The organism is Vibrio sinus, assembly GCF_023634645.1.
Taxonomy (GTDB): Bacteria; Pseudomonadota; Gammaproteobacteria; order Enterobacterales; family Vibrionaceae; genus Vibrio; species Vibrio sinus.
Genome location: NZ_JAMKMR010000017.1, coordinates 1 through 23,755 on the forward strand (window position 1 = coordinate 1; position 23,755 = coordinate 23,755).

Annotated in this window: 23 protein-coding genes; 4 read left to right on the forward strand and 19 right to left on the reverse strand. The window is 44.5% G+C overall.

What is annotated here, in order from left to right:
* Positions 1-442: 442 nt before the first annotated feature.
* Genes hemG through M9194_RS16020 form a run of 3 tightly spaced genes read right to left on the reverse strand, consistent with a single transcriptional unit; the run spans position 443 to position 3,095 of the window.
* A complete protein-coding gene (hemG, locus tag M9194_RS16010) occupies positions 443-973 on the reverse strand; it encodes a menaquinone-dependent protoporphyrinogen IX dehydrogenase (protein WP_250613692.1) in 531 nt (176 codons plus the stop codon).
* A gap of 8 nt (positions 974-981) precedes the next feature.
* Positions 982-2,439, reverse strand: coding sequence for a TrkH family potassium uptake protein (locus M9194_RS16015; protein ID WP_250613693.1), 1,458 nt, complete (start codon positions 2,437-2,439; stop codon positions 982-984).
* 38 nt (positions 2,440-2,477) lie between these two features.
* Entirely contained in the window at positions 2,478-3,095 is a 618-nt protein-coding gene (locus tag M9194_RS16020) for a YigZ family protein (RefSeq protein WP_250613694.1), read from the reverse strand.
* 204 nt (positions 3,096-3,299) lie between these two features.
* Between M9194_RS16020 and fadB the strand changes: the two genes are divergently transcribed.
* Both fadB and fadA read left to right on the forward strand, forming a co-directional pair.
* The gene (gene fadB / locus M9194_RS16025) at positions 3,300-5,471 is read left to right on the forward strand and encodes a fatty acid oxidation complex subunit alpha FadB (RefSeq protein ID WP_250613695.1); all 2,172 of its coding nucleotides are present in this window, start codon (positions 3,300-3,302) and stop codon (positions 5,469-5,471) included.
* 26 nt (positions 5,472-5,497) lie between these two features.
* A complete protein-coding gene (fadA, locus tag M9194_RS16030) occupies positions 5,498-6,661 on the forward strand; it encodes an acetyl-CoA C-acyltransferase FadA (protein WP_250613696.1) in 1,164 nt (387 codons plus the stop codon).
* Between the two features lie 43 nt (positions 6,662-6,704).
* Here the strand turns inward: fadA and punR are convergent, their stop codons facing one another.
* On the reverse strand, positions 6,705-7,607 hold the full coding sequence (gene punR, locus M9194_RS16035) for a DNA-binding transcriptional activator PunR (RefSeq protein WP_250613697.1): 903 nt from the start codon (positions 7,605-7,607) through the stop codon (positions 6,705-6,707).
* Positions 7,608-7,757: 150 nt separating this feature from the next.
* Between punR and punC the strand changes: the two genes are divergently transcribed.
* Positions 7,758-8,963 carry a purine nucleoside transporter PunC gene (punC, locus tag M9194_RS16040; protein WP_250613698.1) on the forward strand — a complete coding sequence of 402 codons (1,206 nt, stop codon included), beginning with the start codon at positions 7,758-7,760 and terminating at the stop codon, positions 8,961-8,963.
* A 63-nt stretch (positions 8,964-9,026) separates the two neighbouring features.
* On the opposite strand, the gene glmU is transcribed toward punC, so the two are convergent.
* The 14 genes from glmU to mnmG all read right to left on the reverse strand — a co-directional run bounded on the left by glmU (position 9,027) and on the right by mnmG (position 21,901).
* Positions 9,027-10,391, reverse strand: a complete 1,365-nt coding sequence (glmU, locus tag M9194_RS16045; protein ID WP_250613699.1) for a bifunctional UDP-N-acetylglucosamine diphosphorylase/glucosamine-1-phosphate N-acetyltransferase GlmU — start codon at positions 10,389-10,391, stop codon at positions 9,027-9,029.
* Between the two features lie 135 nt (positions 10,392-10,526).
* Positions 10,527-10,949 carry a F0F1 ATP synthase subunit epsilon gene (locus tag M9194_RS16050; RefSeq protein ID WP_250613700.1) on the reverse strand — a complete coding sequence of 141 codons (423 nt, stop codon included), beginning with the start codon at positions 10,947-10,949 and terminating at the stop codon, positions 10,527-10,529.
* Positions 10,950-10,967: 18 nt separating this feature from the next.
* Positions 10,968-12,371, reverse strand: coding sequence for a F0F1 ATP synthase subunit beta (gene atpD, locus M9194_RS16055; RefSeq protein ID WP_250613701.1), 1,404 nt, complete (start codon positions 12,369-12,371; stop codon positions 10,968-10,970).
* Positions 12,372-12,397: 26 nt separating this feature from the next.
* Entirely contained in the window at positions 12,398-13,264 is an 867-nt protein-coding gene (gene atpG / locus M9194_RS16060) for a F0F1 ATP synthase subunit gamma (RefSeq protein ID WP_250613702.1), read from the reverse strand.
* A gap of 43 nt (positions 13,265-13,307) precedes the next feature.
* On the reverse strand, positions 13,308-14,849 hold the full coding sequence (gene atpA / locus M9194_RS16065; RefSeq protein WP_250613703.1) for a F0F1 ATP synthase subunit alpha: 1,542 nt from the start codon (positions 14,847-14,849) through the stop codon (positions 13,308-13,310).
* Between the two features lie 13 nt (positions 14,850-14,862).
* Positions 14,863-15,396 carry a F0F1 ATP synthase subunit delta gene (gene atpH, locus M9194_RS16070; protein WP_250613704.1) on the reverse strand — a complete coding sequence of 178 codons (534 nt, stop codon included), beginning with the start codon at positions 15,394-15,396 and terminating at the stop codon, positions 14,863-14,865.
* 15 nt (positions 15,397-15,411) lie between these two features.
* Positions 15,412-15,882 carry a F0F1 ATP synthase subunit B gene (gene atpF, locus M9194_RS16075; RefSeq protein WP_250613705.1) on the reverse strand — a complete coding sequence of 157 codons (471 nt, stop codon included), beginning with the start codon at positions 15,880-15,882 and terminating at the stop codon, positions 15,412-15,414.
* A gap of 73 nt (positions 15,883-15,955) precedes the next feature.
* The gene (atpE, locus tag M9194_RS16080; RefSeq protein WP_237363418.1) at positions 15,956-16,213 is read right to left on the reverse strand and encodes a F0F1 ATP synthase subunit C; all 258 of its coding nucleotides are present in this window, start codon (positions 16,211-16,213) and stop codon (positions 15,956-15,958) included.
* A 59-nt stretch (positions 16,214-16,272) separates the two neighbouring features.
* Entirely contained in the window at positions 16,273-17,076 is an 804-nt protein-coding gene (atpB, locus tag M9194_RS16085; RefSeq protein ID WP_250613706.1) for a F0F1 ATP synthase subunit A, read from the reverse strand.
* A gap of 8 nt (positions 17,077-17,084) precedes the next feature.
* On the reverse strand, positions 17,085-17,474 hold the full coding sequence (locus M9194_RS16090) for a F0F1 ATP synthase subunit I (protein ID WP_250613707.1): 390 nt from the start codon (positions 17,472-17,474) through the stop codon (positions 17,085-17,087).
* A gap of 197 nt (positions 17,475-17,671) precedes the next feature.
* A complete protein-coding gene (locus M9194_RS16095; protein ID WP_250613708.1) occupies positions 17,672-18,559 on the reverse strand; it encodes a ParB/RepB/Spo0J family partition protein in 888 nt (295 codons plus the stop codon).
* A gap of 25 nt (positions 18,560-18,584) precedes the next feature.
* On the reverse strand, positions 18,585-19,358 hold the full coding sequence (locus tag M9194_RS16100; RefSeq protein WP_250613709.1) for a ParA family protein: 774 nt from the start codon (positions 19,356-19,358) through the stop codon (positions 18,585-18,587).
* Between the two features lie 15 nt (positions 19,359-19,373).
* Positions 19,374-20,006, reverse strand: coding sequence for a 16S rRNA (guanine(527)-N(7))-methyltransferase RsmG (rsmG, locus tag M9194_RS16105; protein ID WP_250613710.1), 633 nt, complete (start codon positions 20,004-20,006; stop codon positions 19,374-19,376).
* Entirely contained in the window at positions 20,006-21,901 is a 1,896-nt protein-coding gene (gene mnmG, locus M9194_RS16110; RefSeq protein WP_250613711.1) for a tRNA uridine-5-carboxymethylaminomethyl(34) synthesis enzyme MnmG, read from the reverse strand. Before mnmG ends, rsmG begins: the two co-directional genes overlap by 1 nt.
* 787 nt (positions 21,902-22,688) lie before the next feature.
* Between mnmG and M9194_RS16115 the strand changes: the two genes are divergently transcribed.
* Positions 22,689-23,090 (forward strand): hypothetical protein, encoded by a 402-nt coding sequence (locus tag M9194_RS16115; RefSeq protein ID WP_250613712.1) that lies wholly within the window; start codon positions 22,689-22,691, stop codon positions 23,088-23,090.
* Between the two features lie 92 nt (positions 23,091-23,182).
* Here M9194_RS16115 and mioC read toward each other — a convergent pair whose 3' ends face one another.
* The gene (gene mioC / locus M9194_RS16120; protein ID WP_250613713.1) at positions 23,183-23,623 is read right to left on the reverse strand and encodes an FMN-binding protein MioC; all 441 of its coding nucleotides are present in this window, start codon (positions 23,621-23,623) and stop codon (positions 23,183-23,185) included.
* Positions 23,624-23,755 lie beyond the last annotated feature (132 nt).

Consider the following 23,755-nt stretch of genomic DNA (forward strand, 5'->3'; position numbering starts at 1 on the left):
AAATAAGGGGAGGCTCAATGAGTACTGAATCATATCTAACGATATGTGAATTGACTGTGCTGAACCTTTCGGTTCAATTGGTCACTCAGTTCATTGAAACCATTTTGCTTCCTAAGAAGCTAGTGATCATCATCAACGAGTGCCCACACAGATTGATAGGTTTATATTGTTAAAGAGCGCGCTTTGAAGTTCATCTCAAAGCGGACGGCCATTCTAGCGAGTTAAGTGTCAGTGTCAACCACTTTTTCAAAACTTTTTTAAGCACTTGGCTTAGCTACCAGACCTTGCTAACTGGGCGCTTGGCTTGTTTGAAGCCATCCCGTGTCAGCGAGGGGGCATTATAGAGATCGGAAGTTTATTGGCAAGCGTTTTTTGAAGTTTTTTTGAATAAAAACGTTATTCGTTCAAATATCAAACAAGTCGCTACGTAAATGAACACTTTTTACGTCAAATTCTTAAATTTTTCGGCAAATAACGTTACCTTTTGCCAATTGGTATACTCAACTTCCTTTGTCGTATCCGTTTCACCGCCAGTCATCGTCATAATCAACTTAATCATCATCTTATCTATCCAGTTGTAACGGGGGTAATATAAAGCTCCAGCGAAAACACCAATTAGCTCTGGCTTCCATGGCGACTTTTTAAGAAACGTCTGAATATAAGCACTACCTTCAGGCGTGTCTTTACCTTGTTCTTCTTTTCTCGCTGTTAGATTAACGCAAAAAAACGCCACCTTACTGTTTTCGAGCTGCGCCAAGTGCGATTCAATAAACTGATACAACTTTTTATTTAAATGGCCATAGCGAATTGAAGCTCCAACCAACACGCGGTCATACAAAGATAAATCAACTTGTTCTATTTCGTGCAAATTTTTAAATTCGCACTCATCGCCCTGCAGTTGACCATCTATGTATTCAAAAATCTTCTTGGTTTGGCCTTCTCTACTTGAATAAAGAAATAGTACTTTCATCACCGACCTCTTTAACTGCGCCAAAATGTAGGAGTAAACAAAATAAGCAAAGTAAATATCTCTAAACGTCCGAACACCATAGAAGCAATTAACACCCACTTAGCGCCATCGTTCACAGCCGCAAAATTAGAAGCCACTTCCCCAAGGCCAGGACCGAGATTATTTAACGTCGCAGCAACGGCTGAAAATGCTGTTAACTCGCCCATTCCCGTTGCGATTAGCGCTAGCATACACACGACAAAAACTAAAGTATACGCCGAAAAGAACCCCCAAACAGCATCTACGACTCTTTGATTCAAGGCCGTTCCTCCAACTTTGATGGTATAAACAGCTCGCGGGTGGATCAGGCGTTTCATTTCCCGCGCGCCTTGGCGAGTTAGCAGCAAAATGCGAATGACTTTCATGCCACCACCGGTTGATCCCGCGCACCCACCAATGAATGAAGAAAACAAAAGTAAAACCGGCAGAAAAAGCGGCCAATCAGAAAAACTGGAAGTAGTGAACCCGGCAGTGGTGGAAATAGACACGGTTTGAAACAAGGCCATGTCGAAAGTTTCAAACGTCGAATGATAGGTTTGATTCGCCAAAAGAACACCGAAGCAGATAACAAACAAAATTGCTTGAATAACAAAGAAGGCCCGAAACTCTGGATCTCGAAAGTAATAGCGAGGGTGGACACCTCCTGAAGCTACCGCGGCAAAATGCAATGAATAGTTGCAGGCAGATATCAACAAGAATACGACCGCAATTAAATTAATCGTTTCACTGTCAAAATAGCCGATACTTGCATCATGAGTAGAAAATCCACCAATGGCGATAGTAGAAAAGCTATGGCAGATCGCATCAAACGGTGTCATCCCAGCGAACCAATAGGCCAAGGCGCATGCTATGGTAAGACTTAAATAGATATACCAAAGCGCTTTCGCCGTTTCTGCAATTCTAGGAGTCATTTTACGATCTTTAACGGGACCTGGAATTTCAGCGCGATAAAGTTGCATTCCTCCAATACCCAGCACTGGCAATATGGCCACAGCCAACACAATAATCCCCATACCGCCGAACCACTGCAATATTTGTCGATAAAACAAAATGGCCTTGGGCAAATGATCTAAACCCGTGAGAACTGTCGCCCCTGTTGTTGTTAGCGCGGAAAATGACTCAAAAAAAGCATCCGTGACGGAAACGTTAGGGTTATCGGAGATAAGAAAGGGTAAAGCACCAGCACTGCCCAATACCGTCCAAAATAGTACAACGATTAAAAAACCGTCTCTGGATTGCAGTTCTTGTTTATAACGACGATTTGGAAACCAAAAAAAGGCACCACAGGCTAGTAAGACAAAAAAGGTGGTAACAAAAGAAACCCCAGCCCCATCTCGATAGATTAATGCAACCAATGCAGGTGCTAGCATGGTAATACTGAATAGAGCCAATAAGAGGCCAACTATGCGAATAATAGATCGTATTTGCATCACAATTAAAGTGAAGGCTAGCTTCTAACTTCCTAGTGTTAATTTAGAGTAGTGACAACTGCCTTTGCACCACTTTTATTGATCGAAGCTTGAATAAAAGCGTCGACAAGGTTCCTTTCTACTTCAACAATTAACACCACCGAGTCAGAATAGTTAGACTCAACAGTGTCTGCTCGGTAAAAGTCCAATATAGACTGAATGATGGGCATTAATCCATAGTCTAACTCTAGGCGTAATTTTGTCGTTATTTTTTTCTCAATTGTTTGAACTAGCTTTAGCGCCTGCTGAACTCCGCCACCATAGGCTTTCACCAGCCCGCCGGTACCCAATTTAATCCCGCCAGAATAGCGCGTAACCACTGCCGTTATTTCTCCAATACCCGATCCTGACAACTGAGCCAGTATTGGTTTACCAGCGGTGCCTGATGGTTCACCATCATCGCTAAAGCCCCATTTCATTGAATCTTCCGGACGCCCAGCGACGAATCCCCAGCAGTTGTGTCTGGCCGATTTATGTTGTCGCTTTATTTGTTCTATTGTGGCTTTGGCAACGTCTACACTTGGAGTAGGAATCAAGTGAGTAATAAACACACTTTTCTTAATTTCTTCTTCAAATTGCACTGGTGAAGAAGGGATGAGATAACGGCTATCTGTCATATACAGTTATATAGTTGGCAGTAATGAGAAAAAGTGTACCACGTATTGTGGTTACAGATGGAAACTCACATTGTTAACCTTTTGTTGAAAAAATGTGTTGAACACAACAGGTGATCTGTGCACACTGTCAAAACTGGTCTAACCAGATAAGATTGCAACGTTCATTTTGGCACAATTATAGATTGTATGTGACGGAGATAAATAATGATTTATCAGGCTAACACCTTATCAGTAAAGGAATTAGACAACGGGATCGCTGAGCTCAGTTTCTGCTCCCCAAATTCTGTAAACAAACTTGACCTCGATACATTAGAGTCACTTGATAAGGCAATTGAAAAACTACAATCCCATAAAAATATTAAGGGACTCATTCTTACTTCCGACAAGGATAGCTTTATTGTCGGTGCAGATATTACCGAATTTTTAGGCTTGTTTGAGAAGTCCAAACAAGAGCTTGATCAGTGGCTTCAATTTGCCAACTCAATATTCTCCAAGCTTGAAGACCTACCTTTCCCTACCTTATCTGCACTAACTGGCCATACGCTTGGCGGTGGATGTGAGTGTGTGCTAGCAACAGATTTTCGCATTGGAGATGCATCGACCAATATTGGGCTGCCAGAAACTAAACTTGGCATCATGCCCGGCTTTGGGGGTTGCGTTAGATTACCGAGACTAATCGGTGCCGACAGCGCCATGGAAATTATTACCCAAGGTAAGTCTGTTGCGGCAGTTAAGGCGCTCAGTTTAGGGCTGCTTGACGCAGTCGTGGACGCTGACGCTCTACACCAATCAGCATTAAGCACCATTACTAGCGCCATCGAAGGCAAGCTCGACTGGCAACAAAGAAGAAAACAAAAAACCTCACCGCTAAGCTTAAGCAAAATTGAATCAAAAATGAGCTTTACCATCGCAAAAGGTATGGTTCTACAAGTAGCAGGTACTCACTACCCAGCGCCGATGAATGCGGTTATAGCGATAGAAAAAGGTGCCAACCACTCAAGACAAAACGCGCTAGATATCGAAAGACAGTACTTTATCGAGTTGGCAAAATCTCCTGAAGCAAAAGCCTTGGTCGGGATTTTCCTTAATGACCAATATTTAAAGTCTCTGGCGAAAAAGTCAGCCAAGAAGGCCAAGGTTGAAACCAAACAAAGCGCAGTATTAGGCGCGGGCATCATGGGAGGTGGCATCGCTTATCAATCCGGGTCGAAAGGCGTGCCTGTGATCATGAAAGATATCACTCAATCCGCGCTTGATCTCGGCATGAGTGAGGCGTCCAAACTTCTGAATAAGAAATTATCTAAAGGACGAATCGACGGTTTTAAGATGGCAAAAGTACTTGCTTCAATAAAACCAACGCTCAATTACGCAGAACTCAATCAAGCTGACGTCATCGTTGAAGCCGTAGTAGAAAACCCTAAAGTCAAAGCCAGCGTGCTTAGTGAAGTGGAAGAATTGGTGGATGCGGATACTGTCATTGCCTCCAATACCTCTACCATACCGATCAACACATTAGCAGGCTCGCTAAAAAGGCCTGAGAATTTCTGCGGTATGCACTTTTTTAACCCAGTACATCGCATGCCTTTGGTTGAAATTATCCGCGGAGAGAAAACCTCAGATGAAACCATCAACAGAGTCGTCGCTTATGCGGCGAAAATGGGCAAATCTCCTATCGTAGTCAACGATTGTCCCGGATTTTTCGTCAACCGCGTCCTATTCCCTTACTTCGCAGGATTTAACTTATTACTCAAAGATGGCGCCGATTTTACCCATGTAGACAAAGTGATGGAGCGTCAGTTTGGCTGGCCGATGGGACCTGCTTATTTACTTGACGTTGTCGGTATCGATACCGCGACTCATGCACAAGCTGTCATGGCGCAAGGCTTCCCTGACAGAATGGCTAATGATGGCAAAGATGCGGTGCACGCTCTTTTCGATGTCGACAGATATGGACAAAAGAACGGCCATGGCTTCTACGAATACAGTGTTGATAAAAAAGGTAAGCCTAAGAAGTCCTTCTCTAAGGACGTTCTGTCAGTGCTAGAAAGCGTATGTCAAAGACCAAGCGAGTTTGATGATGAAACCATTATTCAAAGAATGATGATTCCAATGATCAATGAAGTATTGCTGTGTTTGGAAGAAAACATCATCGCCTCACCGCAAGAAGCGGATATGGCTCTCGTCTATGGATTAGGTTTCCCTCCATTTAGGGGTGGGGTATGCCGCTACCTAGATACGATAGGAATAGATAGCTACATTGCAATGACCAAGAAATTCCAACACCTTGGGCCTTTGTATCAAGTTCCATCGCTTCTGGAATCCATGCATAAAGAAGGGAAAACGTTCTACTCGGCACAAAGCAGTAGCGCTTTATAAACCATATTTGGAAAAGGATAAACATCATGAACAACGTAGTTATTGTTGATTGCCTACGCACCCCAATGGGACGTTCCAAAGGTGGTGCCTTTCGTCATACTAGGGCAGAAGATTTATCTGCCCAGCTGATGACCGGATTACTGGCTCGTAACCCTCAAGTTAGTGCAAACGACATCGAAGATATTTATTGGGGATGTGTTCAACAAACGCTTGAGCAAGGCTTCAATATCGCCAGAAACGCATCGTTACTAGCGGGGCTTCCAATTGAGATAGGTGCGGTAACGGTTAATCGCCTATGCGGCTCATCTATGCAAGCTTTACATGACGCAGCAAGGGCCATCATGGTCGGTGATGCCGAAATATGTATGATTGGCGGCGTCGAACATATGGGACACGTTCCCATGAACCATGGCGTCGATTTCCACCCTGGGTTGTCCAAAAATGTCGCGAAAGCAGCAGGTATGATGGGCCTCACGGCGGAAATGTTAGGCAAAATGCATAATGTTAGCCGCCAACAACAAGATGAGTTTGCCGCCAACTCGCACCAGAAAGCTCATCGAGCAACCATTGAGGGACGCTTCAAAAACGAAATCTTGCCGATTGAAGCTCATGCTGAAGACGGTTCACTGATTAAGCTCGATTATGATGAAGTGATTCGACCTGAGACCAGTGTTGAAGGCCTATCACAATTACGCCCTGTTTTTGACCCAGCTTCAGGTACGGTCACTGCTGGCTCTTCTTCTGCTCTGTCTGATGGCGCGGCCGCCATGCTGATCATGTCAGAAGAAAAAGCGATGGCACTCGGTTTAACCATCCGTGCCAAAATCAAATCGATGGCGGTCGCAGGCTGTGATCCTTCCATTATGGGATATGGCCCTGTACCTGCGAGCAAAAAAGCGTTGAAAAGAGCTGGACTCTCCATTGACGATATCGATGTGGTTGAATTAAACGAAGCGTTTGCTGCTCAATCATTGCCTTGTGTGGCAGATTTGGGGCTGGCAAACGTCATGGACAAAAAGGTTAACCTTAACGGCGGCGCTATAGCATTAGGCCACCCATTAGGTTGCTCTGGCGCAAGAATATCCACCACACTGATTAATATCATGGAACACGAAAATGCACGGTTTGGCTTAGCCACCATGTGCATTGGTTTGGGCCAAGGTATTGCTACTATCTTTGAGCGTCCATAATTGACCATACTCCACAAAGGATCAGCGTTCTCGCTGGTCCTTTTTACGCTTTTAGCCAATCTTGATACAGCTGCTCCGACGTACCTAAATAGTCGACCATCCACTGAATAAGCTTATTGGTGGGATCTCGTTTCCAAACCAAGCAACACTCACTGCTCGGGGTATCCAAAATATTCGATCTCTCAACGAGCGCCCCTGATAGTAAGTGCTTACTTGCCATGTGAACAGGCATATAGCCTACGCCTAAGCCTTTTTTCAGACATTCAATCGCAACGTGCCAATTCGGTACTAATAATCGACGCTGATTAGCGAAAAAACTATGATGCCTTTTTGGTAGCTCTCTAGAGGTATCATCTAAACAAATAGCCGGATATTGACTAACGATTTGTTCGTTTAGCCGATCGGCTTTTGCGCAAGGATGGAAAGGCGACATGACAAAAATCCACTCTAAACTGCCCATATTTTTAGTGTGGTACTCACCGCCAACTGGAATGGCAGACGTCGCACCAATGGCGATATCCGCTCGACCCTGCGAAATCGCCTCCCAAGAGCCATTAAACACTTCCATGTTGATTTGCAGTTCTGCAAAATCAAAATAGCTATAAAAATCGCTGACCAGATGTTCAAGCTTCTCCAGCCTGACTATATTGTCTAAGGTAATTTTTAGTGTTTGTTTCCACCCACTGGCAGCGCGTTGGGTTTGAATCGTCACTTCATCCATTTGCCTGAGCATACTTCTAGCATGAGCAACAAAAATTTCCCCCGCTGGTGTGAGCTCGACTTTACGTGGCAGTCGTTTAAATAAAACCACATTGAGATCTTTCTCTAGTTGGCGTACTGAATAACTGATTGCGGAAGGAACCCTGTGCAATACGTCAGCGGCAGCAGCAAAGCTCCCTAACCGAGCAATAGTATCGATTAATTCTAACGAAGATTTTGAGTACATAACCTGCCATCAAAAATTTTGACTCATAACTATAAAATTTAACGTTTCATTTATTAATAATCAAAAAATAAAATTTAGTTAACAAAATATAAGGGATGGTAACTGCCCTTGAGTAAAAACAAGCACGAATTTTTTTGATTGGAAAGAAAAATGAAGCCTTCAAAATTACAATTAATCTATCTAATTTGCTTATCAATGTTAGGATTTGTCGCCACTGACATGTACCTGCCAACATTTAAAGAATTAGAAACTGCCTTTAGTACTGGGCCGCAACAAATCGCCCTTTCTCTAAGTGTTTTCTTAGTGGGGATGGCTGTTGGTCAGTTTTTATGGGGCTTAGCTAGCGACAAATATGGCAGTAAGAAAACACTAGCTGCCGGGCTTGTTCTATTTGCCCTCGCTTCAGCAGGCATCGCATTTAGTGACTCGATATGGCAACTACTTGCTTTACGCTTTATACAAGCCATTGGTGTTTGTGCACCAGCTGTGATCTGGCAAGCGATGATCATCAAGCGTTATCCAGAGAAAACTAGCCAGCAATTATTTGCCACTATCATGCCTTTAGTCGCACTCTCACCCGCGCTTGCACCACAAATTGGTGTTGCCCTATCGCATCAATGGGGCTGGCAAAGTATCTTTATTACCCTAGCGCTAATCGGAATCGTCCTGACCGCAGCGACTTGTCTACAGCCTACTGACAAGATCAGTGCATCTAAATCGACATCGACTAAGCAAGACTTGATTTCCTTAACGCGCAATCGAGTCTACATTGGCAATATACTCATGTTTGCCTTTGGCTCTGCGGCGTTTTTCGCCTACCTGACTGGCATGCCAGAAATCATGACTCGTTTGGGTTACTCAGCTAAAGATATCGGCTTTAGCTTTATCCCTCAAACCGCTGCTTTTATTGTGGGTGGCTATATGGGCAAAAAATTGGTCAACAAATTTGGTCCAGATTTGATTCTAAAACAAATCTTAGCCTTATTTGCCGTAGCCGCTATCATGATATCCATCGCTTCCCAGTGGCAATTGACCTCCATTTGGCCAGTATTAGCGCCTTTCTGTTTGCTAGCTGTCGCCAACGGTGCCATGTATCCCATCGTGGTGAACAATGCGCTATCCAGCGCCAAGCATTGTGCGGCAACGGCAGCTGGCCTGCAAAACAGCGTCCAGATATCGGTAAGTAGCCTAGCAAGTGCGGTTGTCGCCGCCTTTGCTTCACAAGCACTGTCAGCAACAGGTATTACTATCTTAGTTTGTATGCTAGCACTATTAGCCAGCTATGTGGTTGCTACGGGAAGATCACGTTCAACCCATATCGATACCGACAATACCCCTCTCACTAGCGAAGAGTAAAAGTGTAAAGCACAGTTAAACTTAAAGGGCCCTTATTGGGCCCTTTATCTATTTAGCGCTATATTAACTACGCGTTTTGCTTGGCCTGACCCAGTTCTCTACTCTGCGCTCTTTCGCCCGAGTAATCACTAGCTGATCAGGTGATACATCTTTGGTTAATGTTGTCCCAGCGCCAATCGTCGCTCCAGAGCCTATCTCTACTGGCGCCACCAATTGACTGTCTGAGCCGACAAATACATCATCGCCTATAATGGTTTTGTGTTTGTTTGCACCATCGTAATTGCAGGTAATGACACCAGCTCCCACATTCACCCGCTGACCGATTTCTGAATCACCAATGTAAGCCAGGTGATTGGCTTTAGATCCTTGACCTAACTGGGCGTTTTTCATTTCTACGAAATTACCCACATGCGCATCATTGGCAAGCTGAGCACCAGGCCTTAAACGACTAAACGGACCTACAGTACAATCTTCGCCAACGCTTGCGTTTTCAATGACAGAATATGGGCGAATTACCGTGTTATCATCTATCTCACAATCGATAAGAACACTTCCCGCACCAATGATGACGTTGTCTCCAAGCGACACTGTGCCTTCAATCACAACATTTATGTCAATCTCTACGTCTTTTCCAGCTTGTAGCTCACCTCTTAGATCAAAGCGAGAAGGGTCTCGTAACATCACCCCTTGCTTAAGCAAGCTCTCAGCTTGCATAGCTTGAAAGGCTCTTTCTAAACGCGCCAGTTGAACTCGATCATTAACCCCTTCCACTTCTATCGGGCTGCTCGGGTGAACCGCCACTATCTCTCTGCCTTCTTGGTGCGCAGCGGCAATAACGTCGGTCAGGTAATACTCACCTTGGGCGTTATCGTTACTTAATCCAGCCAGCCAGCGTTTTAAATCTTTCCCTGTAGCAACCATTACACCGGTATTAATTTCTTGGATTTTTTGTTGCTCATCTGATGCGTCTTTTTGCTCAACGATGGCGGTGACTTTACCATTTTGGCGAACGATGCGTCCGTACCCCGCTGGGTCATCCAGAACCACTGTTAGCAATCCAATTCCATCTTTAGGTTGCGACTGCAGTAAATTAGTTAGTGTGTGCTCACTTATCAGAGGTACGTCACCATACAAGACTAGGACTTGCTCATCATCAGCAAAGTTGGCAGACGCTTGGTCTACAGCATGTCCAGTCCCCAACTGCTCTGCTTGCAGCACCCAATTGACCTTCTCTTGGCCCAACGTGGCTTGCATCTTTTCACTGCCATGACCATAAACAAGGTGAATCCTCTGTGCTGCCATGCCTTCACAGGTATCAATGACATGCTTTACCATCGGCTTACCGGCAAGGGTATGCAGTACCTTGGGTAAATTGGAGTACATTCGGGTTCCTTTACCCGCAGCAAGAATAACGGCGCTAAAGTTCATTAATGATTACCTTAATGGTGATAAATTTTATGCTGACTATTGTAACGGTGAACGGTATTAGAGGAAAAGCTTAAGGTAAATTTTATACAAAAAGGCGACCATTGAGGTCGCCTTTCATTCTAGGTTGACTGATTGCTAGCGTCGACGCTTGGTCAACTCAATCACGCGAAGCTGAGCAATGGCTTTTGCCAAATCGCTCGCCGCTTGAGCATAGTCCATATCACCATGTTGGTTTTTGATATTTTCTTCTGCTTTGCGTTTTGCTTCTTCAGCTTTAGCGGCATCCAGCTCTTCACCACGTATAGCGGTATCAGCCAGTACAGTCGCGGTACCAGGTTGAACCTCAACCATACCGCCAGACACATAGATGATTTCTTCATGCCCAAACTGCTTAACAATGCGCACCATGCCAGGTTTGATTGCAGTTAGTAGAGGTGTGTGGCCATGATAGATGCCCAACTCCCCTTCACTACCGGTCACCTGAAACGTTTCAACTCGGCCAGAAAAAATCTTTTTCTCCGCGCTGACCACATCTAGATGAAAGGTAATCTCTGACATATCGCCTCCTAATAAGCCTTACAGCTTCTTCGCATTCTCAATCGCATCGTCAATTGCACCGCAGTACATAAACGCTTGCTCAGGGATATCATCATAATCGCCAGCAAGTAGACCTTTAAAGCCACGTAGTGTTTCTTTCAGCGGTACGTAAACCCCTGGGTCACCCGTAAAGACTTCTGCTACGTGGTAAGGCTGAGTGAGGAAACGCTCAATCTTACGTGCGCGAGATACCACTTGCTTATCTTCTTCAGATAGCTCGTCCATACCTAGGATAGCGATGATATCTTTCAGCTCTTTATAGCGCTGAAGTGTTCTCTGTACACCTTGCGCGATATCATAGTGCTCTTGACCAACTACCAGAGGGTCAAGCTGACGAGACGTTGAATCTAACGGGTCAATCGCTGGGTATAGACCCATGGCAGCGATGTTACGGTTAAGTACAACGGTTGCATCTAAGTGAGCAAACGTGGTTGCTGGAGACGGGTCAGTCAAGTCATCCGCCGGTACGTATACCGCCTGTACTGACGTGATAGAACCTTGCTTAGTTGACGTGATACGCTCCTGAAGCACACCCATCTCTTCTGCAAGAGTTGGCTGATAGCCTACCGCAGAAGGCATACGACCTAGCAGTGCTGATACTTCTGTACCGGCAAGGGTATAACGATAGATGTTATCGATGAACAGCAGTACGTCACGACCTTCGTCACGGAACTTCTCTGCCATAGTCAGGCCTGTCAGAGCAACACGAAGACGGTTACCCGGTGGCTCATTCATCTGACCGTAAACCATTGCTACTTTTGATTCTTCAGGGTTTTCAACGTTTACAACGCCCGCTTCCTGCATCTCATAGTAGAAATCGTTACCTTCACGAGTACGCTCACCTACACCAGCAAATACGGATAGACCAGAGTGTTGCAGTGCGATGTTATTGATAAGCTCCATCATGTTAACGGTCTTACCTACACCCGCACCACCGAACAGACCGATTTTACCACCCTTAGCGAATGGGCAAACCAAGTCGATCACTTTCACACCTGTTTCTAACAGTGACGTTTCGTTCGATTGCTCTTCATAGCTTGGCGCTGGACGGTGGATCGCATAGTGCTCTTCTGCACCAATTTCTCCACACTCGTCAATCGAGTCACCAAGAACGTTCATGATGCGACCCAAAGTCTTAGTTCCGACTGGTACTGAGATTGGGGCACCTGTGTTTTCTACTGTCAAACCACGACGTAAACCATCGGAGCTTCCCATAACGATGGCACGAATCACGCCACCGCCAAGTTGTTGTTGAACTTCTAGAACCAAACGTTCTTTGCTGTCAGCAACGTTAAGAGCATCATATACACTAGGTACTTCGCTCTGTGGAAACTCCACGTCGACTACCGCACCTATGATCTGTACGATCTTACCTGTAGCCATCGTTAATCCTCTAAATTTTGTTTCACCTAAACTGCAGCAGCGCCAGAGACAATCTCAGACAGCTCTTGTGTAATCGCCGCTTGACGGGCTTTGTTGTACACAAGCTCTAGTTCATCAATAAGATTGCTAGCATTATCTGTTGCCGCTTTCATTGCAATCATTCGAGCGGCTTGCTCACAAGCAAGGTTCTCAACCACACCTTGATAAACCTGAGACTCTACATAACGCACTAAAAGTGTGTCCAGTAAAGGTTTTGGCTCAGGCTCGTAGATGTAATCCCACGAATGATCGCGCTGCATTTCTTCGCTGTCAGATTTAGGCAAAGGTAATAATTGATCGATCGTTGGTTCTTGCGTCATAGTGTTAACAAACTGGTTATACACTACGAACAGGCGATCCAACTCACCTTCATCATATTTTTTCAACATCACGCCAACAGAACCAATCAAGCTTTCCAAGGTCGGTGTATCACCTAAACCTGAAACTTGAGCAGCCACTTTGGCGCCACTGTTATCAAAAAATGCAGTTGCCTTCGAGCCAATGACAGCAAGCTCTACTTCCGCACCTTTTTCAGACCAGTCTTTCATGTCCAACATGGCTTTTTTAAACAAGTTAATGTTTAGACCACCACACAGTCCACGATCGGTTGAAACTATGATGTAACCAACACGTTTAGCTTCACGCTGCTCTAGATATGGATGTTTATACTCTAGGTTAGCGTTAGCCACATGACCGATCACCTTACGCATTGTTTCAGCATATGGACGAGACGCTTGCATCGCCTCTTGCGAGCGACGCATCTTAGACGCCGCTACCATTTCCATTGCTTTCGTAATTTTTTGAGTGCTTTTTACACTACCTATTTTATTACGTATCTCTTTTGCGCCGGCCATCGTTACTCTCCATTAGTTGGTGGCAGTGTTCGCCACCCACCTTTTACCAAGTTTGGGTTGCCTTGAAATCGTCGGTCAGTTTCTTCATCTGACCTTCAACTTCATCGTTGTAAGCACCCGTCTTGTTCAATTCCGATACAAATTCAGCATATTGGCTATGAGCATACGACAGCAGTGCTGCTTCAAAATCCAGAAGCTTGTTCAACTCAACGTCATCAAGATAACCACGCTCTGCAGCGAAAATCACCAGCGCTTGGTCAAACACAGACATTGGCGCGTACTGTTTCTGCTTCATCAGCTCAGTTACTTTTTGACCATGATCGAGCTGCTTCTTAGTCGCATCGTCTAGATCAGAAGAGAACTGGGCAAACGCGGCAAGTTCACGATACTGAGCCAAAGCAGTACGAATACCGCCAGATAGCTTCTTGATGATTTTCGTCTGAGCGGCACCACCTACACGAGATACCGAAATACCAGGATCTACTGCAGGGCGAATACCTGAGTTAAACAGTTCAGTTTGTAGGAAAATCTGACCATCAGTGATTGAGATTACGTTAGTTGGAACGAACGCAGACACGTCACCAGCTTGAGTTTCGATGATTGGGAGCGCAGTTAATGAGCCCGTTTTGCCTTTCACCTCACCATTAGTGAATTTTTCCACGTACTCTTCACTCACTCGAGCAGCTCGCTCAAGTAGACGAGAGTGTAGGTAGAATACATCTCCAGGGAATGCTTCACGGCCAGGTGGACGTTTTAGTAGGAGTGATATTTGACGATAAGCGACCGCTTGTTTTGACAGGTCATCATAAACAATCAGTGCATCTTCACCGCGATCGCGGAAATATTCGCCCATGGCACAACCTGCATAAGGTGCAAGATATTGCAACGCGGCAGACTCAGATGCAGACGCCACAACAATAATTGTGTTGGCCAGTGCGCCATGTTCCTCAAGCTTACGTACCACGTTAGCAATCGTTGACGCCTTTTGGCCAATCGCTACGTAGATAGAATAAATGCTTGAATCTTTTTGGTTAATAATCGCATCGATCGCCAGCGCAGTTTTACCTGTTTGACGGTCACCGATAATCAGCTCACGCTGACCACGACCGATTGGGATCATTGAGTCAACCGATTTGTAGCCAGTTTGTACTGGTTGGTCGACGGATTTACGATCGATAACCCCTGGTGCGATAACTTCTACAGGAGAAGTCATTTTAGTACCAAGTGGCCCTTTGCCATCTATAGGCTCACCAAGTGTATTGACGACTCGACCAAGTAATTCTGGACCGACAGGAACTTCTAGAATACGCCCCGTACCAGTCACTTTCATGCCCTCTTTTAGGTCGGCATAAGGACCCATAACTACCGCACCCACTGAATCTCTATTTAAGTTCAGTGCAAGCGCGTAGCGATTACCCGGTAATTCGATCATTTCGCCTTGCATTACATCAGCAAGGCCATGAATACTAAGAATACCATCGCTTACCGAAACGATAGTACCTTCATTGCGAGCTTCACTTACAACGTCGAATGCTTCGATACGCTGTTTGATTAGGTCGCTAATTTCGGTGGAATTAAGTTGCATGCTCCAATCCCCATTAAGACATTAATGCATCGCCCAGACGCGTCAAACGGCCACGTGCTGAGTTATCAATGACTAGGTCTCCGGCTCGAATAATGACCCCAGCAATTAGGGCCGAATCTACACTGCAATTCAGCTGAATTTTGCGTTCAAGACGCTCTGCCAGTCTTTTGCTAATGTCTGCTTTCTGCTCTTCATTAAGCTCCGTTGCCGAAATCAGTTCTACATCGACTTCGTTCTCGTGCTCTCTTTTCAGAGTCAGAAAAGCTTCAAACACATCAGGAAGCGCTAATAAGCGTCCATTTTCAGCCATCACTTTAAGGAAGTTTTGACCGTTAGCATCAAACTGCTCGCCACAAACTGCAATCACTATTTCGGCAAGCTTCTCTGCAGAAGTCGCGCTAGTTAATAGCTCATGAATTTTTTCGTTGTTTGCAACTTCGGCTGCAAAAGCCAGCATTTGACTCCATTGGTCTAGCTGATTTTTCTCAACCGCAAAATCAAACGCTGCTTTAGCGTAGGGGCGTGCAATTGTTGTCAAGTCAGACATATTTCGCCCCCTGATTTAAAGTTTTGCAGTAATGTTTTCAAGAATATCTTTGTGCGCTGTCTCATCAACTGAACGCTCAAGGATTTTCTCTGCACCGGCGATAGCCAGAGCAGCAACTTGTTTACGCAGATCATCGCGTGCTTTAATCCGTTCCGCTTCGATTTCAGCTTCCGCTTGAGCCAGGATGTTTTTACGTTCTTCCTGTGCTTCATGACGTGCTTCATCTAAAATCTGAGCTTTGCGTTTATTAGCTTGATCGATAACCTCTGTTGCCGTGCGCTTCGCTTCCTTCATTTGCTCGGAAGCGTTGGCTTGTGCTAGGTCGAGATCTTTGGCTGCACGTTCAGCAGCCATCAGACCATCGGTGATTTTTTTCTGGCGCTCTTCTATAGCATTCATGATTGGTGGCCACACATATTTCATGCAGAACCAAACAAATAATGCGAACGCGATTGCCTGACCTAGCAGAGTTGCATTCATATTCACAACGCTACCCCTTCCTTTATTTGGACATAGTGTTAATCAACAACAAACTCAATGTTTGCCCCTTATGGATAGATTAACCGCCTAACTGACCAACGAATGGGTTTGCAAATGTAAATAGAAGCGCGATTACGATACCGATCATTGGAACCGCATCAAGCAGACCTGCGATAATGAACATCTTAACTTGTAGCATAGGTGCCATTTCTGGTTGACGAGCAGCACCTTCAAGGAATTTGCCCCCTAAGATTGCAAAACCAATAGCAGTACCAAGCGCCGCAAGACCTACGATAAGACCTACAGCAATCGCGGAATAGCTCAATAATATTTCCATTACTATCTCCAAATATTTATAGTTGTTGGCTAAATTTGTTTACTAAAAGCGTCAATAAATTAATGTTTTTCGTGTGCCATTGATAGATAGACAATAGTCAACATCATAAACACAAACGATTGAATCAAAATGACTAATATGTGGAATATCGCCCACGGAAGTGAACCGACCCACTGTAGCCACCAAGGCAACATAGCGGCGATAAGAATGAATACCACCTCTCCCGCAAACATGTTTCCGAACAAACGCATCCCTAGTGATAATGGTTTCGCCAGTAAAGAAACCACTTCGATGAGTAAGTTAAAAGGAATCATGATTGGGTGATTGAAAGGATGGAGAGCCAATTCTTTCGCAAAACCACCTAGACCTTTCACTTTAATGCTGTAGTAGAGCATTAATGCAAATACGCCTAGAGCCATTGCCATGGTGATGTTTACGTCAGCTGTTGGAACCACTTTTAAATAAGGGACTCCCATTAGCTGTGCTGAGTAAGGTAAGAAGTCTACTGGAACCAAGTCCATGACATTCATTAAAAACACCCAGCAAAAGATAGTCAGTGCCAAAGGCGCGATGAGTGGATTACGTCCATGAAAAGTGTCTTTGACGTTTTGATCGACAAATCCCACAATCATTTCTACAAAACACTGCAGCTTACCTGGTACTTCAGATGTCGCTTTCTTTGCTACAGAGCGAAAAACCCAAAGGAAGAACACTCCTGTCAACACAGAAAAAAACAAACTATCGATATTCACGTTCCAGAAACTTGTTTCCTCCGCGACCAAACCTAACTTAGCTAAAGAAAGGTTGACGAGGTGGTGCTCAATGTATCCGGCCGATGTTAGCGCTTCACCTGGCGCAGCCATAACTCATCCTATTTCTTTTTGTTAACGAATAGCACTGGCGCGAGAAAGTTTATCCCTAATGCCAGCGAATAAGTTAGTTGTAGGGGAACAAGGTCCACCTTCGTATACATGTAGGCTACATAGAAGAGTGCGACGGTAATGAGGATTTTTAGTGCTTCACCTGTATAGAAGGAAGCCGCGATTTTTTTTGCAGCGCGAGCTCCACCAAACATGAAAGCACAGAATGCGAAAACTGCATTAGCGACAACAAAAATACCGCCGCCAACCAGCGCTGAAAGTCCCCATTCAGCATTCACAGCAATTGACATCCCTGCAGCCAGTATTATAACCGCGCCAGACTGGATCATTAACAATTGCTTAGCAAGCTCTCGCCCAGGCCTAGCCAACGCAGCTACCATGTATTCTTACCTCTAAGTATTATTCTCAGCAATGCAAACTTATTTTTTAAAATGCTAAGAATTTCGCGGAAATTATACGGCCAGTTAAACTGAATGCAATTAAAATAACGCATAAAGTTACAACTTTGTTTACAATCCGACAGTTTTAGTACAAATACCTAGAATTGTTCATAATTGGTCAAGACCGATTATCCCACTTAGTTTTTTAGGCGGGCGATTAGTGCATCGAATTTGTGAGGCTCATCAACACTAATTGTCATTTTTGCACTTCCAGTCTTAGTTCTTACAATTGAAACTTTTGCACCCAGAATTTCAGCCAAATTTTGTGACAATTGATGTGTTTCTGCGTCTTGAGGTGTGTTTTTTTCTTCAGGTTGTGGTGAGAGGCATTTTTTAACCAGGCGTTCGGTTTGGCGTACGGTCATGTTTTTATTGGCGACTTGTTGCGCGATGTCGCTCTGTTGCTCACCTTCGAGCATGAGCAATGCACGCGCGTGGCCCATTTCCAATTGCTTATCTGCAACCAAAGATTTTACAGAATTCTCCAGTTGATTAAGACGCAATAGGTTGCTCACTGTAGCACGAGATTTACCGATCACATCAGCGACTTGCTGGTGGGTGAGTGTGAACTCTTCCTGTAACCTTTCTAACGCGAGTGCTTCTTCAATGACATTCAGATCTTCACGTTGAATATTCTCGATCAAAGCCATCGCAATCGCGGTGCGATCTGCAACATTTTTAATCAAGCAAGGAACTAGATAAAGTCCAGCTAAGCGAGCGGCTCTCCAACGACGCTCGCCAGCAATAATTTCATATTGCCCTTCTTCAGCATCAATCTCACGTACCACAATGGGCTGAATAATCCCCTGAGACTGAATAGACGTCGCCAGCTCTTCAAGGGCTTCTGGCGATATTTCTTTACGCGGTTGGTAGGCTCCAGGTCGCAAGCAAGATATCTCTAACTCGGTCAGTTCACCATCCGACGATAACGCTTGGCTTTTGTTTGCAACTTGTTGTTTTTCACGAGCTAAAGTACTGGTCGCCAACAATGCATCCAGCCCTTTTCCTAAACCACGTTTAGACATAGAGGGATTCCTTTAAATTTTTAGATTAAGCAGGGACTTCTTCTCGGCGAAGCATCTCTCCAGCTAAAGCAAGATAAGCCTTAGAGCCGGCAGAATATTTATCATAATACATGGCTGGTTTACCATGACTCGGGGCTTCGGCTAAGCGCACATTTCTAGGAATAACCGTACGGTAAACCTTGCTACCAAAATGCTTTTTAAGTTGATCAGAAACCTCGTTAGATAAGCGATTTCTCGGATCAAACATGGTTCGTAACAAACCCTCGATCTTGAGGTTTTCATTCACTACCGCAGCCAGTTTACTGATGGTATCCATGAGGGCGGTTAGCCCCTCCAGCGCAAAATACTCGCACTGCATTGGTACCAGCACAGAGTCGGCAGCCGCCATCGCATTGATAGTAAGTAGATTAAGTGAAGGGGGACAATCTATAAAAATAAAGTCGTAATCGTCTTTGACAGGCGCAAGCGCGTTTTTCAATCTGACTTCGCGAGCAAAGACTTCCATCAATTTGATTTCAGCCGCCGTCACATCTCCGTTCGCTGCGATGAGGTCATAGTGGCCAGAGGTTTTTGGGCACACGACTTCGGCAAACGGCGCATCCTCGACCAACAAATCATACGCTGTAGCATCTACTTGATATTTGTCGACACCACTTGCCATCGTGGCATTGCCTTGTGGGTCGAGATCGATAACCAACACTTTTCTCTTCGTCGCAGCCATGGATGCCGCGAGATTGATACAAGTTGTTGTCTTGCCTACGCCACCTTTTTGGTTGGCGATTGCTACTATTCTACCCACTGTATTCCTCGCTATTTATTCCTTGCGCGATAAGGTGACAAGATGTCTCTCTCCCTCAAGCTGTGGGACATTCAATACTTCAACCTTATCTACACAACACCATTTTGGTAGTAGGTCCAGTTCTTCTTGAGACATTTGCCCTTTCAACGCGTAAAATACCCCTGAGTCAGGCTTAGGTAAATGATGGCACCACTCAACCATATCTGTCATGGATGCAAACGCGCGACTTAGAACACCATCAAACTTTTCTTCAGGAATAAACTCTTCAACTCGACTTTGTACCGGGTTAACGTTCTCCAATTGCAGCTCATGTACGACCTGTTTAATGAAACGGATACGCTTACCCAAACTATCCAGCAAATAAAACTGACAATCAGGGTTCATGATGGCCAATGGAATACCGGGCAATCCAGGTCCTGTACCCACATCAATAAAACGATGACCATGCAAGTGCGAGCTGACCACAATACTATCCAAAATATGTTTAACCAACATATCCATTGGATCCCGAACCGAAGTCAGGTTATAGGCTTTGTTCCATTTATCCAGCAAAGCAACAAACCTAACCAATAAACCAATCTGATGATCACTAACCGTTAGCCCACTTTGTTCAACTAACTGCTCTAACTTTACTCGCAAAGATTCCATTATGCTACTTCACCTTTTTTAAGTAAGCCTTGCTTCTTCAGGTGAACAAGCAAGATGGAAATCGCAGCAGGTGTAATACCTGAAATACGTGACGCTATGCCAATCGTCTCAGGCTTTGCTTCGGTAAGCTTTGATACCACTTCGTTCGATAAGCCTTTGACGGTCTGATAATCCAAGTCCATCGGCAGTTTGGTATTTTCATGACGCAGCGATTTCTCAATCTCATCTTGCTGGCGCTGAATATACCCTTCGTATTTTACTTGGATCTCAACTTGCTCCGCCGCTTGAATATCTGCTAGTGCGGGTGCAAATGTTTCTAAAGAGGTAAGTTGCGCGTAATCGAGTTCTGGGCGACGCAGGAGATCCTCGCCGCTGGCTTCTCTGGAAATGGGCGTTTTCAATAACGCATTCAGGGCTTCAACCCCCTCAGATGTTGGGTTGATCCAGGTCTGACTAAGACGAGCGCGCTCTCGTTCCATGTTGTCGATCTTCTCGTTGAATCTTGCCCAACGATGATCATCGACCAATCCAAGCTGGCGTGCAGTCTCTGTTAAACGCAAGTCAGCGTTGTCTTCACGCAGCAACAAACGATATTCAGCACGAGATGTGAACATCCTGTATGGTTCCTTGGTACCCATTGTGGATAGATCATCAATCAGCACCCCCATATAAGCTTGATCACGACGAGGGCTCCAGCCTTCCTTGCCTTGACTATATAAGCTTGCATTAAGCCCAGCCATTAGACCTTGCGCGGCAGCTTCTTCGTAACCAGTTGTGCCGTTGATCTGTCCAGCAAAGAACAGACCGTTAATGAACTTGGTTTCGTAGGTTTGTTTTAAATCTCGAGGATCAAAGAAATCGTACTCAATCGCATAACCTGGGCGGACAATGTGTGCGTTTTCAAAGCCCTTCATTGAACGTACGATCTCAACTTGCACATCAAATGGTAAGCTCGTCGAAATTCCATTCGGATACAGTTCTTTACTATCGAGACCTTCTGGTTCAATAAATATCTGATGGCTGTTTTTGTCAGCAAAGCGCATGACTTTGTCTTCTATGGATGGACAATAGCGAGGGCCAATACCCTCGATAACCCCTGCATACATTGGGCTTCTGTCCAAGTTTGCTCGAATCACATCATGCGTCATTTCATTCGTATGTGTGATGTAGCATGGAATCTGACGTGGATGCTGCTGTCTATCCCCTAAAAATGAGAACACGGGAGTCGGATTGTCACCATGTTGCACTTCGAGCTGCGAAAAATCGACACTATTGGCATCAATACGCGGTGGAGTGCCAGTTTTTAAACGATCCACTCGAAAAGGTAGTTCACGGAGTCGGTGAGCAAGAGCAATGGATGGAGGATCGCCTGCACGGCCACCAGAGAAGTTTTCCATACCAATATGGATCTTTCCACCAAGAAACGTGCCTACGGTCAATACAATGGCTTGGGCGTGGAATTTAAGCCCCATTTGAGTGACAACACCCACAGCTTGATCATTCTCAACAATAAGATCATCCACGGATTGTTGGAACAAGGTTAGATTTGCTGTGTTCTCTAAAACGTTTCGGATATAGGTCTTATACAAGGCTCTGTCCGCTTGCGCTCGAGTTGCTCTTACCGCTGGACCTTTAGAAGCATTAAGCGTTCTAAACTGAATGCCAGAATGATCGATGGCTTGGGCCATCACCCCACCCATGGCATCCACTTCCTTGACTAGGTGCCCTTTACCAATACCACCGATCGCAGGGTTACATGACATTTGGCCGAGAGTATCGATATTGTGTGTCAATAACAGTGTCTTTTGACCTGTTCGCGCAGAAGCGAGTGCAGCTTCAGTACCAGCATGACCACCTCCGACAACAATGACATCAAATTTTTCATGATAAAGCATACGTCGACCTCAAATATAACCCGTAGCAACGGACAGACAAAAGGAGACGTATTCTACCTTCTTTCCTCATTGGAGAAAATCGCTTTTGCATACTTTTTGCCAGATCCTTTTAGAACCTTAATATATATAGATCTATATAGATCTTTTTATTGGATCTATTATTAGGATCGCCATCTCTTGTGGATAAGTGGAAAATGATCAACAAGATCATGCTTATTGATTTGATCAAAACATGTGTTGTTGCTCTGATCTGATCGAGGATTTGCTGGGATCAAAAAGCTTAGTTATGCACATGGGGTCGAATGATCTAGAGTTATTATTGGGATAACTATAGGTTAATCACCGAAAAGATCTAATATTATCCACAAGTGGTCTTGTCGTGTGGGTTATTTGGGGATGAGTGTGTACAGTTTATCTCGTTCCTGCCGTTACTCCCATCAATAGGGCTACTAATCTCGACTGTGCTGGTTGAATTGACTTGTCTATATTAAAGAATTTTTAGTTAACAGAATGATTTACGGTATAAATGTAAAAGCTTTAGAGTTGCACTGATATGAATATAATTATAGTATTCTGACCCCTAACTTAGATTGGTTATCTGGTGTATTCAATCGAATGATAAATAATAGTATTTTTTAAATTATATTATTATCAATTGCTTATCTCGTCTAACATGTTATTTTTTCTTCTTTGCGAGATGGTATTGCTTTTAGGTGACTGAAGTTAGGTATTCATTTATTCGTTTACTAATAAAGTGAATTAAATTTTTTAAGTAAAGAGATAAAGCATGAAAAAAATTTTAACGTTAGGTATTGCGGCCTCAGTCCTTACATTGTCTGGTTGTTCGACAATGTTTAATAGCGGCAGTCAAACAATTGTAGCGACGGCCCCTGATAAGAACGTCAATGTGGACGTCACAACGGCAAGCTCTACCTACCAAACCACGCTACCTACAACAATTGTCACTGCTCCATCATCGACTAGGGACGTAACCATTAAAGTGGATGATAAATGCTACAAGAATACTTCCGTTACAGTAAATAAGTCGGTTACTCCTTCTTATTGGGCTAATATTTTGAACGGTTGGGGATTCTTAATCGATTATGCTACTGGTGATATGTGGAAATATGACAGTCAGGTACTGGTTCCTACCGAAAAGAAAACAGACTGCGTTGCAAGTAAAAGCTAATTAGTCAACTTATAGCTACTTATTTAACGTGTGATCGACAAGAGTAGGCCTCAATTGGGCCTGCTCTTGATTAAAGTAACTGAATGACCCAATTAATTCGAAAATAGTTGTATGTTTTTATTTAACCACTCTTCAGCGGCATCTTCTGGCACTGGGTGGGTTAATACATCTATCGTTAAACACTCCGCCACCGGTTTTGCCCCTGCTTGTTGTAATAATTGGAAAGCTTGTTTTCCGGCTGCGCAAAATGTGTCGTAACTCTTATCACCAATGGCGATAACGGCGTATCTCACCTTGCTCAAGTCAGTGCTATCACCCTCAAGCTCAGCAAAGAAAGGCTGAATATTATCGGGGAACTCACCCGCGCCATGTGTAGAGGTAATCACCAGCCAAATACCTTCATTCGGGATCTCGTTCAATTCTGGCGCATTGTGGATCATGGTTTGTTGGCCGTTTTGTTCGAATAACTCACTTAAGTGATCACCGACGTATTCAGCTCCGCCTAACGTGCTGCCCGTTATTATGTGGATCATTTTAATTCCTAATATTGTCGAAAACTGATTTATGGTACCGCTAAATATGCTGCCGGGGAAAGTCTTGCTGCGCGTTATAAAATCGGTGGGCTCGAATAGAAAGTAGGAATAGAAAACAGACGCAAGCCTGTT

Bases quoted from the DNA above. Each gene is read 5' to 3' on its own strand.
- glmU (WP_250613699.1), bottom strand. From the start codon at position 10,391: ATGAACTTTAGCGCCGTTATTCTTGCTGCGGGTAAAGGAACCCGAATG.
- rsmG (WP_250613710.1), bottom strand. From the start codon at position 20,006: ATGGAATCTTTGCGAGTAAAGTTAGAGCAGTTAGTTGAACAAAGTGGG.
- atpG (WP_250613702.1), bottom strand. From the start codon at position 13,264: ATGGCCGGCGCAAAAGAGATACGTAATAAAATAGGTAGTGTAAAAAGC.
- M9194_RS16020 (WP_250613694.1), bottom strand. From the start codon at position 3,095: ATGACAGATAGCCGTTATCTCATCCCTTCTTCACCAGTGCAATTTGAA.
- atpD (WP_250613701.1), bottom strand. From the start codon at position 12,371: ATGGCTACAGGTAAGATCGTACAGATCATAGGTGCGGTAGTCGACGTG.
- punC (WP_250613698.1), top strand. From the start codon at position 7,758: ATGAAGCCTTCAAAATTACAATTAATCTATCTAATTTGCTTATCAATG.
- atpE (WP_237363418.1), bottom strand. From the start codon at position 16,213: ATGGAAATATTATTGAGCTATTCCGCGATTGCTGTAGGTCTTATCGTA.
- M9194_RS16090 (WP_250613707.1), bottom strand. From the start codon at position 17,474: ATGGTAGCTGCGTTGGCTAGGCCTGGGCGAGAGCTTGCTAAGCAATTG.
- atpH (WP_250613704.1), bottom strand. From the start codon at position 15,396: ATGTCTGACTTGACAACAATTGCACGCCCCTACGCTAAAGCAGCGTTT.
- mioC (WP_250613713.1), bottom strand. From the start codon at position 23,623: ATGATCCACATAATAACGGGCAGCACGTTAGGCGGAGCTGAATACGTC.
- atpB (WP_250613706.1), bottom strand. From the start codon at position 17,076: ATGGCTGCGCCAGGTGAAGCGCTAACATCGGCCGGATACATTGAGCAC.
- atpA (WP_250613703.1), bottom strand. From the start codon at position 14,849: ATGCAACTTAATTCCACCGAAATTAGCGACCTAATCAAACAGCGTATC.
- M9194_RS16050 (WP_250613700.1), bottom strand. From the start codon at position 10,949: ATGTCAGAGATTACCTTTCATCTAGATGTGGTCAGCGCGGAGAAAAAG.
- M9194_RS16015 (WP_250613693.1), bottom strand. From the start codon at position 2,439: ATGCAAATACGATCTATTATTCGCATAGTTGGCCTCTTATTGGCTCTA.
- mnmG (WP_250613711.1), bottom strand. From the start codon at position 21,901: ATGCTTTATCATGAAAAATTTGATGTCATTGTTGTCGGAGGTGGTCAT.
- M9194_RS16095 (WP_250613708.1), bottom strand. From the start codon at position 18,559: ATGTCTAAACGTGGTTTAGGAAAAGGGCTGGATGCATTGTTGGCGACC.
- fadB (WP_250613695.1), top strand. From the start codon at position 3,300: ATGATTTATCAGGCTAACACCTTATCAGTAAAGGAATTAGACAACGGG.
- M9194_RS16115 (WP_250613712.1), top strand. From the start codon at position 22,689: ATGAAAAAAATTTTAACGTTAGGTATTGCGGCCTCAGTCCTTACATTG.
- punR (WP_250613697.1), bottom strand. From the start codon at position 7,607: ATGTACTCAAAATCTTCGTTAGAATTAATCGATACTATTGCTCGGTTA.
- fadA (WP_250613696.1), top strand. From the start codon at position 5,498: ATGAACAACGTAGTTATTGTTGATTGCCTACGCACCCCAATGGGACGT.